At 38.3% G+C, this 18,061-nt stretch carries 10 protein-coding genes; 3 read left to right on the top strand and 7 right to left on the bottom strand.

Annotated features, from left to right (window positions below):
• Positions 1–9 precede the first annotated feature (9 nt).
• The 3 genes from M0R16_03565 (at position 10) to mtgA (ending at position 3,135) form a co-directional block, all read left to right on the top strand.
• A complete protein-coding gene (locus M0R16_03565; GenBank protein ID MCK9611960.1) occupies positions 10–1,407 on the top strand; it encodes a VWA domain-containing protein in 1,398 nt (465 codons plus the stop codon).
• A gap of 90 nt (positions 1,408–1,497) precedes the next feature.
• Positions 1,498–2,451, top strand: coding sequence for a transketolase family protein (locus M0R16_03560; GenBank protein ID MCK9611959.1), 954 nt, complete (start codon positions 1,498–1,500; stop codon positions 2,449–2,451).
• A complete protein-coding gene (mtgA, locus tag M0R16_03555) occupies positions 2,452–3,135 on the top strand; it encodes a monofunctional biosynthetic peptidoglycan transglycosylase (GenBank protein ID MCK9611958.1) in 684 nt (227 codons plus the stop codon). It begins immediately after the preceding gene.
• Between the two features lie 40 nt (positions 3,136–3,175).
• Here mtgA and M0R16_03550 read toward each other — a convergent pair whose 3' ends face one another.
• The 7 genes from M0R16_03550 to M0R16_03520 form a co-directional block, all read right to left on the bottom strand.
• Positions 3,176–4,009 (bottom strand): DUF4339 domain-containing protein, encoded by an 834-nt coding sequence (locus M0R16_03550; protein MCK9611957.1) that lies wholly within the window; start codon positions 4,007–4,009, stop codon positions 3,176–3,178.
• Between the two features lie 82 nt (positions 4,010–4,091).
• Positions 4,092–7,640: a PKD domain-containing protein gene (locus M0R16_03545; GenBank protein ID MCK9611956.1), complete on the bottom strand. Its 3,549-nt coding sequence runs from the start codon at positions 7,638–7,640 to the stop codon at positions 4,092–4,094.
• Positions 7,641–7,738: 98 nt separating this feature from the next.
• Positions 7,739–9,079 (bottom strand): signal recognition particle protein, encoded by a 1,341-nt coding sequence (gene ffh / locus M0R16_03540; GenBank protein MCK9611955.1) that lies wholly within the window; start codon positions 9,077–9,079, stop codon positions 7,739–7,741.
• 483 nt (positions 9,080–9,562) lie between these two features.
• On the bottom strand, positions 9,563–15,946 hold the full coding sequence (locus M0R16_03535; protein MCK9611954.1) for a PKD domain-containing protein: 6,384 nt from the start codon (positions 15,944–15,946) through the stop codon (positions 9,563–9,565).
• A gap of 11 nt (positions 15,947–15,957) precedes the next feature.
• Entirely contained in the window at positions 15,958–17,385 is a 1,428-nt protein-coding gene (locus M0R16_03530) for a T9SS type A sorting domain-containing protein (protein ID MCK9611953.1), read from the bottom strand.
• 16 nt (positions 17,386–17,401) lie between these two features.
• Positions 17,402–17,680, bottom strand: a complete 279-nt coding sequence (locus M0R16_03525; GenBank protein ID MCK9611952.1) for a hypothetical protein — start codon at positions 17,678–17,680, stop codon at positions 17,402–17,404.
• A gap of 97 nt (positions 17,681–17,777) precedes the next feature.
• Positions 17,778–18,061, bottom strand: a 284-nt coding sequence (locus M0R16_03520) for a T9SS type A sorting domain-containing protein (GenBank protein ID MCK9611951.1), incomplete at its 5' end; no start/stop codon positions are given.

The following is an 18,061-nucleotide window of genomic DNA, read 5'->3' as shown; positions in this document are numbered from 1 at the left end:
CTTGTTGTCATGAATATGCTTCGTAAAAATATTTTTTTCATTGTATTAGTTGTTTTAAATTTTTTTTATACGACTGCACAAGTAACAATTACAGAAAAAGAAAAACCCAAACCAAAGCCTACAACAAGAATTTTGTTTGTGTATGACGCATCACAGAGTATGCTGGGAACATGGCAAAGCGACCGCAAAATTTCCATCGCAAGCAAGTTGATGTCGGAGTTACTCGATAGCTTGAAAAATATTACTGACCTGCAGTTGGGCTTAAGGATTTACGGGCATCAAAAATATTATCCACCTCAGGATTGCGATGACAGCAAATTAGAAATACCTCTTGGATTTGATAATGCCGAAAAAATTAAACATAAATTAAAAATGGTTAATCCACGGGGCACAACACCCATAGCCGCATCTCTCGAAGCTGCCGGCAGTGATTTTACCCCTTGTGAAAATTGCAGGAACATAATTATTCTGATTACTGACGGTTTGGAAGAATGTGGTGGAGACCCTTGCGCAGTGTCACAAGCCCTTCAAAAGAAAGGAATAATTCTCAAGCCTTTTATTATAGGTATAGGTAAAAGCTTTAAAGAATCTTTTGATTGCGTGGGAACATATTTCGACGCTGCTACAGAAAGTGAATTTAGCAAAGCATTGAATGTAGTAATTTCTCAGGCGCTTAACTCTACAACAGCACAGATTAACCTGCTGGATTCAGAAGGGAATCCAACAGAGACAAACGTTGGTATGACATTATACGATAATTTTTCAAAGACAATTAAATACAATTTCGTACATACCCTTAATAATGAAGGCTCTCCCGACACCCTTATGCTTGACCCGTTGCTGGCATACGACATTGTGGTACATACTATACCCTCTGTGAGCAGTGATAGTATAGCCATCACTCCCGGGAAACATACTACCATCGCTCTCAGCACACCACAGGGAACTCTCGAGTTGAAAATAGGAGGGAAGTATCCTACAATAAAAAACCTTCAATGTATTGTGCGCCAGAAGGGGAAAATGGAAACACTGAATGTGCAGTCCTTCGACCAGAAAACGAAATACATTATAGGAAAGTACGACCTTGAAGTGCTTTGTTTGCCGAGAATGTATATTTCCGATGTGGACATCAAACAAAGTTATACTACTTCCGTAGAGATTCCTATGCCCGGCATTGCTGTGATACAGGCTAGTATGCGCGGATACGGAGACCTCTATCTTGAAGAAAACAACAAACTTACCTGGATATATAAACTGAATGAGGAAGGTCTTCAGGAAACCCTCTACATCTTGCCTGGCAAATACCGTATCATTTTCCGGTCAAAACGAGCAACACACACTTTTTATACTATTGATAAAGCATTTAAAATTGAATCAGGAGTTACAACACGTGTAAATTTTTATTAATATATGTTATAGAATCCGAAGATGATGCAGATGATGATGGATTATTTATCCTCAAAATATCTGCAATATCTGTGAATAATAATAAAAAACATGAACAGATTTCAGAAAACCGGAGAAAAAGATACCCGTTCGGGTTTTGGAGAAGCATTGCTTGAATTGGGAAGAACCAATTCTAATATTATTGCGCTTTGTGCCGACCTAACAGGCTCATTAAAGATGGGTGATTTTGCCAAAGAATTTCCCGAACGATTTATTCAAGTAGGGATAGCCGAAGCCAATATGATTGGGATAGCCTCAGGACTTGCCATTGCAGGTAAAATACCTTTTACGGGTACATTTGCCAATTTTTCCACAGGAAGGGTTTATGACCAGATAAGGCAGTCGGTGGCATATTCGAATAAAAATGTAAAAATATGCGCATCGCATGCAGGTATAACTCTCGGAGAAGATGGTGCCACTCACCAGATTATGGAGGATATCGGCCTGATGAAAATGCTGCCGAACATGGTGGTAATTAATACCTGTGACTTTAACCAAACTAAGGCTGCCACAAAAGCTATCGCTGAACATATCGGGCCTGTTTATCTGCGTTTTGGAAGGCCTAAAGTGCCTGTGTTTATTCCAGCGGATGAGCGCTTCATTATTGGCAAAGCCCTTAAATTATCTGAAGGAACTGATGTCAGCATTTTTGCCGTAGGGCATTTAGTTTGGAAAGCGCTGGAAGCTGTAAAAATCCTGATTGAGAAAGGCATAAGCGCGGAACTTATTAATATTCATACTATCAAACCTCTTGATGAAGAAGCAATTTTGAGTTCCGTTGCTAAAACCAAATGTGTGGTTACTGCCGAAGAGCATTTGATGAACGGTGGGATGGGCGATAGCATCGCACAGTTGCTTGTGAAAAAATTTCCTGCCCCTTTGGAAATGGTGGCTGTGGATGATAAGTTTGGTGAGAGCGGAACTCCCGCTGAACTAATGACAAAATACGGCCTTGATACCATTAATATTGTTAATGCTGTGCAGAAAGTTTTGCAGAGAAAATAAATGAAAAAGAGAAAAAAGAGAAATAGGGTTATAAGATTTCTACTTTGGCTTTTATTTATTTTTTTTATAATTACTTTTATTCCTGTTCTTACCTATAAGTTTGTACACCCTATAGCCACACCAATTATGGTTTTGCGGGGTTATGACAAGAAAGTTGAAAGTGCTTACAAATGGGTGCAAATTGAAAAAATGTCTTCCAACCTGTTCAGAGCTGCTATAGCAGCAGAGGACTATAATTTTCTGGAGCATAATGGCTTTGACTTTAAGGCAATAAAGAAGGCCTATTATTCGAATCAAAAAAATACAAAGCGCATCAAAGGCGGCAGCACCATAAGTCAGCAAACGGCTAAAAATGTTTTTTTATGGCCGCACAGGGATTATCTTCGCAAGGGGTTGGAAGCATGGTTTACGGTATTAATAGAAATAGTATGGGGTAAAAAACGCATCATGGAAATGTATCTTAACGTGGTGGAATTCGGGCCTGGAATATATGGCGCAGAAGCTGCTTCTTTGAAATATTTCGGAAAGCATTCATCAAAATTAACCCCTTATGAAGCTGCATCTCTTATTGCTGTTTTACCCAATCCACGAAAGTTCAGGGTTATCAATCCCTCTAAATACACCTTAAGGTACAGGCAGGCAATTCTGAAGAGGATGGACTACGTTCCCTTAATGAAGTTATAATTACTTATAAGGTTGTTTACGAAACCTTATTCATACTACTTTAATTCGAATTAAGGCCAAGTGAGCTTGACTCAATATGTGTGATATACGATTTTATTGATGAACAACCCGGGCTCGGTGGCGGGGTATTTTTAAGCTCACTGCCATGGGCGTTCAGGTTATAATATGTAAGGGTTTCTGTTTTTGCTTTTTCACCATTAAATAGATAATAAGTTACTACAACAGTTACTTTATTTACAAAATAAGGTAAACTATTGGTTACGGTCACTGTGGGGTTTATCAAACTATTGAAGGGTCCTGTTTGATAATCGCTTTTGGCATATACATATTTACGCCAGTTTTTTCGGTAAGCCTCTTTTTCGGCTTCTTCTTTCTGCTCTTTAGATTTATTATCCTGTAATTTTGCATCATCTGAAACTTTACCATTTTTTCCGCCTTCATCACCCTCAGAAGTTCCCATGGTGCCCTCGTCAATTTGCTCCGTATTATCATTATTTCCAAACTCTTCATCTCCCTTATTGCTTTTCTCTGAATTGCATGATTTCACTATTAACAGTGTCGCCAGCACAGTAATAAGAATTGCTCCTGCTCCTGCACCAATAAGTATATATAAAAGTTTTTTCTTTTTTGATTTGTCTTCTGCGGCAGTTTGGGGAGTTTTGATTTTTAAAGGTGGAGGAGTGCTTGAAGTTTTCAAAGGAGGAGGTGTGGATGGCAACAAAGACTTTAACTCTTCCACTTTGGAAGCTTCTGCCCAGTCACTCATGCCTTCGCACCATACCATAGTATTCGCGGTAATTTTTTGGCTGGCTAATTCCTCAAGGGTAAAAGGGCCTGTTTGGTTCTTACCATCGTGAACGAAATACTTGTTCATGTGATTATGATTTTATAAAATTTTAAGGAAATTATTTACTCTTTTATACTTGTTTTATTTTATTTACAAAGCAAGAAGTAGGTTATTTGATTACAATTTTCTTAAAAGCTTGAATAATTTCGCCTTGCAGTTTCATGAAATAAACACCTTTACCGAGTTCTGAAAAGTTAAATTGTTTAATAATTCCGCTATTACTCGGTTTTAATATTTCTGAATACACGGTGCTTCCTTTCATATCATTAATTTCCAACAAGATATTTTCGTGAACTGCCGTATTAATAGTAAGTGTAAATGTTCCATTGTTGGGATTAGGGGAGCAATTAATATATGTATTGAAGTCATTCTCGTCAATACTGGTAATATCTATAAGCTGCTCTGAAGTGTCAGAGCCACAAATATTGCTGGCAATGAGAGTAACACTATAGACACCCAGGTCAGAATAAATATGTGCGGGGCTTGCGTTCTGGCTGGTGTTTCCATCACCGAACTCCCAATAATAGTCTGTGCCGCCAGTGGTAAGGTTGGTAAAGACAACATTGGTTCCGCTTGCAGAGTAAGAAAAGTTAGCATCGGGCGGGGTGCAATCGTCAAAGATTCTGATATCGTCAATAGCAAGGCCTTCTTCGGGTGTTATGGCAACTTGCCCGGGTTTATAATGTATTCTAAGTTTTACTGAGGACTCGAAAGCGCAGCCATCAAGTATATGTTTTTTATATGTCCAGCCTGAGGAAGCTCCTGTCCAGCCATTATTTGTTCCGGTCATATCCTGAATATACCAGTTGGTAAAATCATTGTAGCCCACCACAGACCAATATACGCCGCCATCAACTGATACTTCAAGTGTGCCGGCAGAGCCCATCATAGGCATTGTAGAATGCCAAACATATAGTTCAATGGTAGGTACGCTCATATTACTTAAGTCAAAACAAGGGCTGTAAAGGTATGAATCTTCGCTGGTAAGGGCATTTCCTGTCAGGTTAGTCTTCCAAACATTGACAGGTGAATGTGCATAGTTGAGTGTAACACTTGCCGGAACTCCCCATGCCCAGCTTGAATTTCCTGCAGTATACCATCCTCCATCATCGGATTCAAAGTCGTCAACGAAGGGGAAAGTGTCAATTGCGGGTTCATTAACTATGGTTACGGATATTGTATCATTGGAATGGTCTTCATCGTTTGCAAGGCCTGTGGTGGCTCTTATGGTGTATGAGGCCAGCGCTGAAAAATCGTAGGTCTGGCTGAAAGTGTGGTAAATGGTTTCCCCAGCATAAATGTCCCATGTCATGGTTTGTGTTACCCAAGGGCCGTTATCAACCTGGTAACTTAACTCAAAATCGTTTTGCGTAACTTGCCCGTAATTGTGATAACGAATGCTGACGAATTCATTGATGCTAAGGTTGCATCCATTTTGAGGGGCTGTAATTTCTACAACACCTAAATCATTTTGAGGGGATTCACGAATATGAATGTCATCAATAGCCAGCCCATCAACCGGGATTGATAACGGTCCGAAGAAATAAAACCTCAGTTGTACATTTTGTTCACCGCCGGTACCTGTCAAAACATGCTTGGCATGTATCCATCCGCCGGAATTGCCGCTCCATCCGTCAGGAGTATTGTACCAATTGGTTCCCTGGCCCATACTGCCCACACGGGTCCATGTTGCCCCACTATCAACAGAAACTTTTAGGACAATACTGTCTGTTCCGGGTGCAAAAGTGGATGTGGCATACCATATATTAAAGTCAATTTCGGGCAGTGTAAGTGTTGAAAAATCAAAACACGGGCCGGTCAGATATGAATTTTCGAGAATATTAGAAGTAGCCGTGAGATTTGTAGTCCAGCATTTTGTTGGTGATGCTGCATGATTAATCACAGGTTTTATAGGCTCGCCCCATGCCCACGATGAATTAACGCCGCCGCCTACCCATCCTCCGTCACTGTTTTCAAAATCTTGCAGATAAGGATAGGTGCTTACACTGAGTAAATTGTTAATTGTTAGGGCTGTTGTATCGTTGCTAGGGTCTGCATCACCGGCATTGCTTGTGTAACAAAGGATGTTGTATTGTTGCATAACAGACATATCAACGGGGGTTGTAAAAGTATATAATAATGATTCTCCGGGGTCAATGGTTGTTGTTATTTGTTCGGGAGTTGATGGAGCGCCGTTGACAGAATAAGCAACAAAGAAATTACTTTGCGGGTCTGCTCCATAATTATTAATCTTTGCTTCAAAATATTCGCTGTCTGTTAGACCGCAAGATGTTACAGGCGAAACAACCTGTGAAATACCAAGGTCGAATGCCGGAGCCTGATAAATTTTTATGTCGTCAAAAGCTATACCATCGGCTTGAGTAACAAGGCTTCCGAAAAAGTACAGTCGTAGCTTGGCATTGGCAACTCCAGCCAGGCTGTCAATCCGATGGCGTACTGTTACAAAATTTGCCTGAGCTGTTGACCAGCCATTGTCGCTATCGTACCAATTGATAGGGTCACCTTGCTGCCCGACAGTATGCCAGCTCGAACCATTGTCTTTTGAGTATTCCAAACGACAGTAGTCTAACAATCCTGAAGTGACTACCCATAAGTCAAATTCTATAACAGGTGCACTTAAAGATGAGAAATCAAGGCAGGGGAATAATAAATGTGATATTTCATTCTGATTATAGTTGCCTACCAGGTTTGTTACCCAGCATTTGGTGGGAGAAGAAGCATTAGTAATCACAGTTTTGTCAGGTTCGCCCCAAGCCCAGGAAGAATTTGTTCCACCAGAGCCGTAACCGCCATTGTCGGTTTCGAAATCTTCAAAATAGGGGAAAGCATCTATCAAAACGGAATTGGTAATGGAGGCTGTCGTAGTGTCATCTACAGGGTTGTCATCAGTAAATTTTATGTATGTTTTAAGTATATAAGATGTGTTTGTCTGAGAAAGGTCAGCCTGCACAGAAAAAATATGATTTAGCGTGCTGCTCGGGTCTATGGTGTCGAAAATGGTATCGGTTGCCTGAATAATACCGTTGATAGTGTATTCCACAGCTATGCTGTCGAGGGGCACTAAACTGTAATTTGTAATACTGATTTCAACATTTTCAGTGCTAGTCAGACCACAGGAAGAAACCGGACTCACAATTTCATCAATTGCCAGGTTAAAAGGGTTTTCCATTGTTATATCAATGCTGAAATTAGTTGAAGGATTGGGAATGTAATTATAAATAGGATCCCATGTGGATACAATAATAAAATAAGTTGTTCCGCCGATAAGCAAAACATTAGTTAAGACAGGGTTTCCTAATATGGCTTCATTTTCTGCCACGCAAATCCCACTTGGGTCGGGGCAACCGTTAGTTACAAAAAGTCCTACACCTATCCCAGTACCGGATAGTGTTATATTAATATACTGACTAACAGAAGGAGTATAACTAAAAATGAAATCATTTCCTGTCATATAATCGCTGTTGCAGGCATCTGTATTATCAAATATATCGGGAAAGCCCGATGTGGTCATACTGCTCTGATTAAAAGGCAGTGTCGTTATTACATAAGGGTCTGTACAGGAAGAACCCGGCTGTGAAAAAACTTGCAAATGATATATCATCAATATTGCAAAAATGAACATAAAAACTTTTTTCATAATATTATATTTTTAAATTAATACTTATAAAATTTTTTTATTGATATACTGAAAAGCTATTTATGCATTAAATTTATTTCTCTTATAAATATTTTGTCTTACTTTCTCATCATTTGCCTCATATTTCTCATTTGTTTTACAGGATTTTTCCCTGCCTGGCTCATGGAGCGCATCACTTTTCGTGTGTCTTCAAATTGTTTTATCAGCCGGTTTACTTCCTGTATCGAAGTGCCGCTGCCAAGAGATATGCGTTTACGCCTGCTCCCGTTAATTATGTCAGGGTTTTCCCTTTCCAGTGGTGTCATTGAACCTATGATGGATTCTATTCCTTTAAAAGCATTATCGTCAATGTCAACATCCTTCATCGCCTTATCCATTCCTGGAATCATTCCCACCAGGTCTTTGATGTTGCCCATTTTCTTTATCTGTCGTATCTGATTTATAAAATCGTTGAAATTAAATTGATTTTTTGCAATTTTCTTTTGCAATTTCTGAGCTTCTTCGGCATCAAATTGTTCCTGAGCTTTTTCAACCAGAGATACAATATCTCCCATGCCGAGGATGCGGCTGGCCATACGTTCAGGATAGAAAACATCAATGGCATCCATTTTTTCCCCGAGTCCGACAAACTTCACAGGTTTATTCACTACAGCCCTTATTGTGAGTGCTGCTCCACCGCGGGTGTCCCCGTCAAGTTTTGTCAGGACAACACCATCGTAGTTCAACACATCGTTAAAAGCTTTTGCTGTGTTCACTGCATCTTGCCCTGTCATGGCATCAACCACAAATAAAATTTCATGAGGGTTTACAGCTTTTTTGATATTAGATATCTCGTTCATCATCTCTTCATCTATGGCAAGGCGTCCGGCCGTATCAATGATTACAACATTGAAGCCCATATCTTTGGCATGGCTGATGGCTTTTTTAGCAAGAGAAACAGGTTTGTTGTCTTCGGTATCACTGAAAACTTTTACATCAATTTGCTGCCCGAGGACTTTCAACTGTTCAATGGCGGCAGGCCTGTAAACATCACAAGCAACGAGAAGGGGATTTTTATTCTTTTTTGTTTTAAGGTAATTTGCAAGTTTCGCTGAGAAAGTGGTTTTCCCTGAGCCCTGGAGGCCGGAAATCAGAATTACAGACGGGTTTTGCTTGATGTTGATATCTGATTTTTCGTTACCCATGAGTTGTGTGAGTTCATCATGAACAATTTTTACCATAAGTTGCCCGGGCGAAACAGCGGTCAGCACATTTTGCCCTAAAGCTTTCGCCTTGACTTCCTCGGTGAAATTTTTTGCAATTTTATAGCTAACATCGGCATCAAGCAATGCTTTTCTCACTTCTTTCAACGACTCTGCAACATTAATTTCAGTAATATGCCCCTGGCCTTTTATAATTTTAAACGCCCTGTCAAACTTTTCACTCAGATTCTCGAACATCGTTATTGTTTAATGATTTGTTTTTGCAAATATATAAAAACAAACAAAATTTTAAAACCATTCATAAAAATAAAATGTAAATGTATTATTTCTGGAGTTTCCTCAAAAAAGTTACAACGCAACAAATTTTCAGGAACAATCTCAAAAAATTTGTGTAAAACTCAAAAACGTTTAGTTAAAGAAATGCTATACGGCATTCAGGCCTCAAAGGATGTAAAGCTATCCAACATCAGCCGAACCCTACAAGAGCCAATTCCATTGATCAAAACAGAAGACCGCTTGAGTCGGAACCTTTTCAGGGATGACTTAACAGGGGAGATTAATGAGCAACTACAATTTGTAATACCGATGGGGAGTAGTTTAGGTACACCCTTGTCATCATTGAAGGGTTTGGCAAACAGCCGATGCTTTTACTCACTAACAATCAGATAAACAACAAGTAATAGTCCAGCCTTTCTGAATTATTACTTGTTGCATACTATTTTATTTATAATAAATCATCTTCAATACCACACAATTTGAATCGTTTTCACCGGTAAAATCAAGTCGGAAGGAATACATACCTGCCGGTTGGTTCTTTGCAGAAAAAACAACGCTGTGTTTTCCACTCATTTGTTCCTCATTTACAAGTTCGGAAACACATACGCCAAAGACATTATAAACCCTGAGTTTTACCGTTCCGTTTTTAGGTAAATTATAGGTTAACGTTGTACTGTTGTTAAATGGATTTGGGTAGCCCGTAAAGTCAAACCCGGCTTCAGTGTGATTACCCTGAACGAAAATTTTGGGCATCAAAAGGTAATCCATATCTTTTGCCTCTTTACCATATTGGTCTGTAATTATTCCTGTTCCGAATAGTTTAAAATTTAGCTCTCCCGATTTCAGCTCATAAAGCGGGCGGAATCCAAGGTAGATCATAATATCGTTATTGGTAACATCAAAGAAATTAGTTGTGGCAAACACCACCCTGATGATCCCGCTATCATCCGTTACCAGCAAATCATTGTTATTATCAATAATTTCTTGTAAGGTAGGATTAATCTTAAACACCCCATTGCTATCGCTGGTGTTTGGCATAGAAGCACTCACTAATTTAAACTTTTCTTTTGGATAAAATAATTCCAGACTCATGGCAGCAAAATCATCCAGCGATGAGCTTATTTGAAGGGGGATTGCTATTATTCCGGTGTTATTAAGTATCAGGCTTTCATCAGAAATAGTGATAATGTTCTCATCTGTTAAAGATTTTACCTGCGACCATGTATTAGCAGAATCTTTGTATTTACTGCTGGAAGCATTGTAATCGCCATAGCTGATGACAGGAATTGTCACATTAAGGTTAGCGCCATTAACGATAACCGTTGTATCCAGATTCACCCAGTTTCCCTTTGGAAAGTTTTTAGTAGGATCGCTGGGGAAAGCTACCTTGGCTTGTATTCTTGCTCTATCAATTGAATCCACGGTACCGTTATTGTCAACATCCGCCGATTTTTTATATATCCTTGAGAAGTTTCTCGAAGGGTCTGTAGTGGTATCACTGGCAATTAAATACTTGATCAAGGCTATATCCACTGCGTTCACATTATTACACCACTGCATCGTATCTGCGGTGTATTTGTCATAAAACAAAGTATAAGTGCCATTATCCACATTAGTAAATGAAAAAGCGCCGTTTGCATCCGAGGTGTCACGGGCTATTTCGGTGCCTGACTGATTCTTCAGTATTACAATTTCTTTATTAATGTCATAAGTTCTTGAGTTATATGTTGGCGGGTTAGGCGCCGTGTTGACATTTGCCTTTCCTGCATACATGGTTCTCCCGGTGATACTGGCACAATCAATTGTAATCGTTGCAGTATCGCTGTCTTCACATCCTTCTGCACTTAGCACTGTTACTTTATAGGTAGTAGTTGAATCGGGGACAACAGTAATAACTGTCGCTGTATCAGCGGTGTTCCATAAATAAGTAACACCTCCCGATGCAGTTAATGTTACACTATCCCCGGTGCATATAGATGAAGATGCCGGAGTTATTGCAGCAGTCGGCAAAATATTTACAGTAACGGTTTTGTTTGCTGAATCTATACATTCCTCTGTGCTTGTCACGGTTACGGTATATGTGGTAGTTGTATTGGGGACAACAATAATTGCTGCTGTAGTATCAGCCGTGTTCCATAAATAAGTAACACCTCCCGATGCAGTCAAAGTTACACTATCCCCGGCACAAATTGTAGAATCTGATGAATTAATTGCAGCGGTGGGTAAAGAATTTACAGTAATTGTAAAACTTGCAGTATTAGTACATCCTTCCGCACTTGTAACTGTTACCGTATATGTGGTAGTTAAATCGGGGGCAATAGTAATAACCGCTGATGTATCTGAAGTACTCCACAAATAAGTTGCACCACCGGAGCCAGTCAATATTGCACTATCTCCTTTACAGATAGTTGAATCTGATGTCGTTATTGTAATTTCAGGTAAAGGATTTACAATAACCGTCTTATCAACAGTATCAGTACATCCGTCTGTACTTGAAACTACAAGTGTAACATGATAAGCCCCTGTAGTATCAAAGAGCATGGCTGGGTTTGGGCTCGTCGAAACGCTGTCGTTGCCGAAATCCCAACTATACGTATATGGTTTTTTTCCGTCTGTAACGATTGAGGTAAAATGGACACTGCCTGCATAGCATCGTATTGTATCATAAATAAAATCTGCCTCGGTTTTCCTTAGTGTCAGATTTAAAGGACTTGCCGCAATCCACTGTTCGATGGTTTTCAATTCAAAGTTCTTTACAGGCGCTGCGTATGTTGTGCCAAAGCCATATGATGCGTTATCACTCAATTGTAAGAGTTCTGGCAGGTAAAATGCAAAATAGCCTGCACTATCTGTTATAACAGGTGTTAAAAAAGTTATCCTGTTGGTATCTGCATCCAATAAAAAAATAGTATCACCGGCTAAGGGTAATCCGCTGCATAAACTGTCGCTCCTAAGGTACCCATGAATGCTAAGGCTATCTGGTATATATATTTTTTCTAATTCTATTGAAGGAATTTCTTTGTAAACCATTGCCAGCACAGTTTGTGCAAAAACGGTCGCTTCTGTTTTAGAAGATGCAATATTTCTTATCGTCTGTTCCTGTATTGAATCAATGTTATACAATAAATTTTTGTTAGTACAAAAATCTGCCATCAGGCTGTAGAATTCCTTGAACAGAGTGTCATCAATTGTTTGCAATCTCAGGGAATCCAATGCCAAAATTAAATTTGAACTGTCTCCTTTTGAATAATAAGCTTGTACCAAAATCTTTCTTGAAATATTGTCTTTTTTTTGTAAAAAATACGAAATAACACTATCAATTCCAACTATTGTGGTATCATTCATATATTGCCGCATCAGTTCATTTTCCGCTAATCCCATCAGCATGGCGGTGTCTGATATCTTCGCCTCCAGTTCGTTCCTTGCAGAAATACCATTTTGAACTGAATCAATTGCTTGTTTTACCCTATCGGGCAATGCCTTTGTATCCAATACCGTTTTTACTTTATAAGTAAGCGGTGAATTTGCAACTATGATATCTTTCAACATTTCCGGTTCGAGGGTGTCATATTTTTCAATGGCAGCAATAAGGATAGTATCCGACACATACGGAGAAACTCTCAAAAGTGTATCTCTTAATGCTGCAAACGATATTCCTCCGGCTGTATTAACCGTCATTACTCTGTTTAATAAATTTTGATTGTTGCCTTTGATAATTTGATTCTTCCAAGGCGCCAATACGCTTGAATAGAAATTAATATTATTTATTAAGCAGACTGGATTACAGTTCGAGAAATTTGAAAGGCATGTGTTTTCCGACATTGGTCCGCAAGGATTTAATGTAATAACATGATATGAATTAATAAAAAACGACGAAATATAAGGAGTCGTAATTTGATCGCTATGATGAAAATAGGTGAAAGGTGAAACATAATAGTTTACAGCTATTCTTCCATAAGGACCAACAGGATGGTCAAATTGATTTCCTGCCGGTGTTTGATCATTATAACAACTTCCCTGGAAAGGGGAAATACTACCCCATGGTATTTCAATATCCCAAAGTTCATTATTTGTACCTTGAAAATCGTTACACTTTAATACCAACCCGGAAAAAGTAGGTAACGCAATATCTCCGTTATCACTGCGCAATATCATTGAAGAAAAACCATTTTTTCCTTCCACATGAAAAGGTATAATAGAACCATCAAAAGTATTTCTATAAATTATATTCGGAGAAGGACCCGAGTTCCTTACAATTACACCATAGGAACCATTGTCATTGGTTAAAAAATTATTTTCTTCAACAGTATATCCTGTGCATTGTTCCAACATCAAACCATACGACAAGTCCCAAGGCGCATCACCTGAAAAAGACCTTGGCCCGACATCTATGTAATTATCAATTACTTCCGCATTGGTTATTCCATTTAGTGAAATACTCCCGAAATTACGAGTGAAAATACAATTTTTTATTTTAATATTAAATTGTGAAGCCGGTGAACTTGCCCATACCCCATATTGCAGGCCATTAAATGTATTCTTTTTATAATTTTCCTCTGGACAAGGATACATCTGTGATGTACAAACAGGCAATAAATAAAAACTCGAATAGGTGCTCAAAATGCCTATACCGCGGTTGATGTAGTTTTGTGTGATGGTGTTCGTAAAGGTATTCCCATATATTTTTACACCCTGCACGCCTGCTAAAGAAATAAAAGCTACTGGCTCAGCGCCCTGTGCATAAAGGTTATCATCGGTTTCAAAGGTGCATTGGCTAATTAAACTGAAGTTCGTTAATTTCAAGGTGGGGTTTGTCGGATGATGGTTCTGATAGGGCATAAATTCAATGGCTGTTTTACAATTATGAAATGTTGCATCATTAGCACGGATTATTCCGCCGGAAGCAGTGCCGTCAGCATTTATTGTTTTAATACCGCATACCGCATTTTCGATGGTACTACCGTTTATTATCTCTACTTTCCCCTGATCCAAAACCCAACTACCACCTACTAACTGCGGATATTGGCTTAGGGTACTGTTGCCCTGTACTTCGATTCCCTGCCAGAGGTTATGAAGACCACAATCATCAACTGATGTCATCGTAGAATTATCAAGTACCAGTTTTGCCCCAGGTTCAACTATCAGCTTTTTCCCGGCACTAAACTTAAATATCATATTCCTGATAGTAAGCTCGCGGCCTGCGGGAACTACCACATCCTCATTGATACGAACCACGCCATTAAAGTCAGGAAATGGATTGGTTGCCATATCCCATATTGCATCATCCTCCATATTAGGCCAATTGCTGTAATAAATATGATCAATACAGCAGCTTTGACTCATATTATTAAAATACAGAGAATAATCCCCATAATCCCTCTGGTCCTGAAAAAGAAGTATTTTTGCATCCGGATCTCCAACCTGGCCATAATCATGTGAGAAATATACCTTATTCACCCCCTGCAGGTCATTTGTTGCCCACTGATTAGAATTTGGGTTATACTGAGAAATTCCACCGGTTTCGTTATTTTCAGCATGTAAATAATACAAATTTCCATCAGCGCCCGTTTCAATTTCAGAGTATTGATAAAGGTCGGCAGTAAAATCTGGATTATTCATAATGGTGTTGCTTATAGCACCGGATGTATTAATTGCATACAAATTGTTTTGACCCGAGTAAGTAACAAACAGCCTGTCGCAATTCGGTGAAAACTCAAGCCCCTTGATGCGTTCCGGCGAGCTGTTCCCCTGTGGCATCCAATGGTTAATCGGATAACCGCTTTCTAAGCTTAAATTATTATCGAATTTCAAGATACAAACATGAGCATAGCTGCCGCTTACAGGGTTGTCAGGGTTTTTATAACAAGACCCCAAACCGACATAGAAATAATTATTATAAAAAACGGCTTCCATTTCAGAAGCTGGCTGATTCTTTTGTTCTTGTACATACATGCCCTGTAAGATATTTTCAACGTGAATATTGTCGGCAATCATTCCGTTATCAAATATCTTAACTGCACACAGAAAATGCCACAGACGAATAAATAACATATGTTCATTGTTCCCAATTTCCACAATTGCCAAGTTCCTATGTGACTCATCATCACACCACCCGCCAGGCGAAAAACCTACAAAGTTCACTATAGCATCCTGGAAGGTCTGATTTAAACTAATTGGGTCTGATAATACAATTTCCTGGTCATTAACGTACTGCAGGGTTCTATAGCATATACCAAATGAGATTGAATTGGTTCGTGTAAAAAACGAGTATATTATGCCATATTTATAACATGCAGGCGCTCCCCCCTCTTCTTCTTTATAAATTGGAAAAACCACAATTTCCGGGTCAAGGCTTGTATAAGCGGAAGTTGGATTTATAAAACGAGTCAGATAATAATCTAATTGAAAATCGTTAGCTAAAGAAAAGTATTCTCCATACCTGTTATAGATATTATAGTCAATGATAGAGAATAAAATGTTCCCGTCTTTATCATGGACCACAGTTTGTGCAAACATCGGGTGCTGGCCGAGGTATTTTTCGTTGAAAAGGTAAAGGTTGTTTGGGTCAGTTGCTGGTGCGTGTAAATCTCCTTCATCATGTGGGTCACCTTCAATTGTCTGATTAACGTCTGTATAAAAGATATGTTTGGGTAAGGTTGATATAACCGGATTCGTTGAATTTATGAAGTTTAGCGTTTTCGATCCTGTTGCAGGATAAGTATCCCCTGAAAAAGGAAGCAATATTGACTGGTTTTGTGCAATTGCCATTGATTGCCATGCAAGAAGCAACATGATAATTGTTTTGCTTAACAAATTGTGTGTTTTCATCGTTTTCGGATTTAATTAATAACTATTTTACTTGATTTATAATAGTTATTATTTTTAATACAAATAATATAAATGCCTTTGGAATTGTTTCTGATATTAATTTCTATTTTGTCAGATATAATTCCGAAAAATTGATTTTCAAAAATTCTTTGCCCCTGAATGTTATATACTTCAACTATAGGATTGCTTATTGGACTTTCAGGAATTTTTATATAAAACAAACCATTTGAAGGATTTGGAAAAACTGCGAGTGTTTTATTAATATTTATTATTTTTTCAAATCCGGAATAACCATTGGCATCTGTTTTTATTAGATACACATCACTATTTGCACTAAAGCTTTTTGTGTAACCGGTAATAATAAATCCATTATCATTTGTTTGTCGTACACTCCCCGCAACATCATCTGATGTTCCACCAAATGTTTTTGACCATAAGGTGTCTCCGTTTTGGTCTATTTTCAATAATAAAACATCTTTCCCTCCAACTCCGTAGCTTTCGGTTGAACCAGCAATTATAAATGCATTGTCATTAGTATGTTTTATTGAACCTGCATTATCAACATCAAAACCACCATAAGTTTTACTCCACAATTCTTGTCCATTTGAGTTTATTTTTAAGATATAAGCATCATAGCTTCCTGATACTAAATTATAAGTAGTTCCACATAAGAGAAAATTACCATTATTATCTTCACATACTGAAGAAAAATTATCATATGAAAGCCCTCCGTAAATTTTCATCCAAAGAGTATCGCCATTACTGTTTGTTCTTATTACTAAACCATCAGCCCCGAGTGCACCCCCCGTTTCAGCAATACCAGCTAATAAAAAACCTCCATCATGGGTTGTTATTATACTACTTGCATTATTGTAATCCTTTTCTTCATAAGTTCTTGTCCATATAGTATCACCGTTTGAGTTAGTTTTTATTAAATAAGCTGCTGAAAACACATTTGAATAGCTGCAAGTCGTTCCGCAAATAATAAAACCACTATCAGTGCAAATATCTATACTATTGGCTCCGTCATCCTTAATCCCTCCATAAGTTTTAAACCATACTGAATCACCATTTAAACTAATTTTCATCAAAAAAGCATCTGATGCTCCCGCACCAAAACTAGAAGTTTGGCCAACAATAATATAACCAGTGTTATTTGCGGGTATTATTCCAAAGGGAGCATCCCAACCATTTCCGCCATAAACCTTTGACCAAATTTCATTTCCAAAAGCATCCGTTTTAATAATATAAATATCACTTGTGCCAGTTCCAAAGCTAAATGTTTGCGCAGCGACAATATAACCTCCGTCATCTGTTTGTAAAACACTGCCTCCGCCATCGTCGTATTGACCACCATAATGTTTCTGAAACATGGTTTGCGCATCTGCAATTTGCGAAAGCAAAAGCGTTGCGATAAGTAAAAAGTTTTTTGTGTTCATAAATTGATTTTTTCTTTTAACTGTTAACTGATAACTGTTCACTGATTTTTCCATCCTTATCATGCACCACTTGCTGGGCATACATCGGGTGCTGGCCGAGGTATTTTTCGTTCATGGAGGGGATGGCAAATTCTAAATGCTGTTCAATGTGTGGATTTACTTGTGTTTGTGGAACGCCAGGAACCGAAAAAGAATGTGCAGGTAAATTTGTCATCACTGGATTTGTATTATCAGTGAAATTTATTACTTTAGTGGGCCCGGATAGAGTTGATGAGCCGCTTATGGGTAGAAGCATTGATTGTGTTTGAGCTTGATTACTATCAACAATGCAAAAAAGTGCAAACGTCAGAAGTAAGTAAAAGAATGATTTTTTGTTTTTCATCTTAATTGGTTTAATAATAGATAATTTTTTTAATGATTGTTTGGTTATTAGCACATATTCGCAACAGATAAAAGCCTTTGGGATAATTTGTGAGGTTTAATTGATTAGATGTTGAATTATTATTTTCATATTTCTCAGCATGAACAAGTTGACCATTAATATTAAATAATTCTATTAAAAAGTCATTGCCTGAAAAGTTATTCATCTGAATATTCAAAATCCCTTTACAAGGATTTGGATATACGATGCACGTTAAATTAAGGTGGATTATTTTTTCAAATCCAGAAATACCAT

It is taken from the genome of Bacteroidales bacterium, assembly GCA_023228145.1.
GTDB lineage: Bacteria > Bacteroidota > Bacteroidia > Bacteroidales > CAIWKO01 > CAIWKO01.
This window is presented reverse-complemented; position numbering and strand designations above follow the sequence as displayed.

Excerpts from the sequence above, each read along its gene's own strand:
- M0R16_03565 (MCK9611960.1), top strand. The coding sequence starts at position 10 with ATGAATATGCTTCGTAAAAATATTTTTTTCATTGTATTAGTTGTTTTA.
- M0R16_03560 (MCK9611959.1), top strand. The coding sequence starts at position 1,498 with ATGAACAGATTTCAGAAAACCGGAGAAAAAGATACCCGTTCGGGTTTT.
- mtgA (MCK9611958.1), top strand. The coding sequence starts at position 2,452 with ATGAAAAAGAGAAAAAAGAGAAATAGGGTTATAAGATTTCTACTTTGG.
- M0R16_03550 (MCK9611957.1), bottom strand. The coding sequence starts at position 4,009 with ATGAACAAGTATTTCGTTCACGATGGTAAGAACCAAACAGGCCCTTTT.
- M0R16_03545 (MCK9611956.1), bottom strand. The coding sequence starts at position 7,640 with ATGAAAAAAGTTTTTATGTTCATTTTTGCAATATTGATGATATATCAT.
- ffh (MCK9611955.1), bottom strand. The coding sequence starts at position 9,079 with ATGTTCGAGAATCTGAGTGAAAAGTTTGACAGGGCGTTTAAAATTATA.
- M0R16_03535 (MCK9611954.1), bottom strand. The coding sequence starts at position 15,946 with ATGAAAACACACAATTTGTTAAGCAAAACAATTATCATGTTGCTTCTT.
- M0R16_03530 (MCK9611953.1), bottom strand. The coding sequence starts at position 17,385 with ATGAACACAAAAAACTTTTTACTTATCGCAACGCTTTTGCTTTCGCAA.
- M0R16_03525 (MCK9611952.1), bottom strand. The coding sequence starts at position 17,680 with ATGCTTCTACCCATAAGCGGCTCATCAACTCTATCCGGGCCCACTAAA.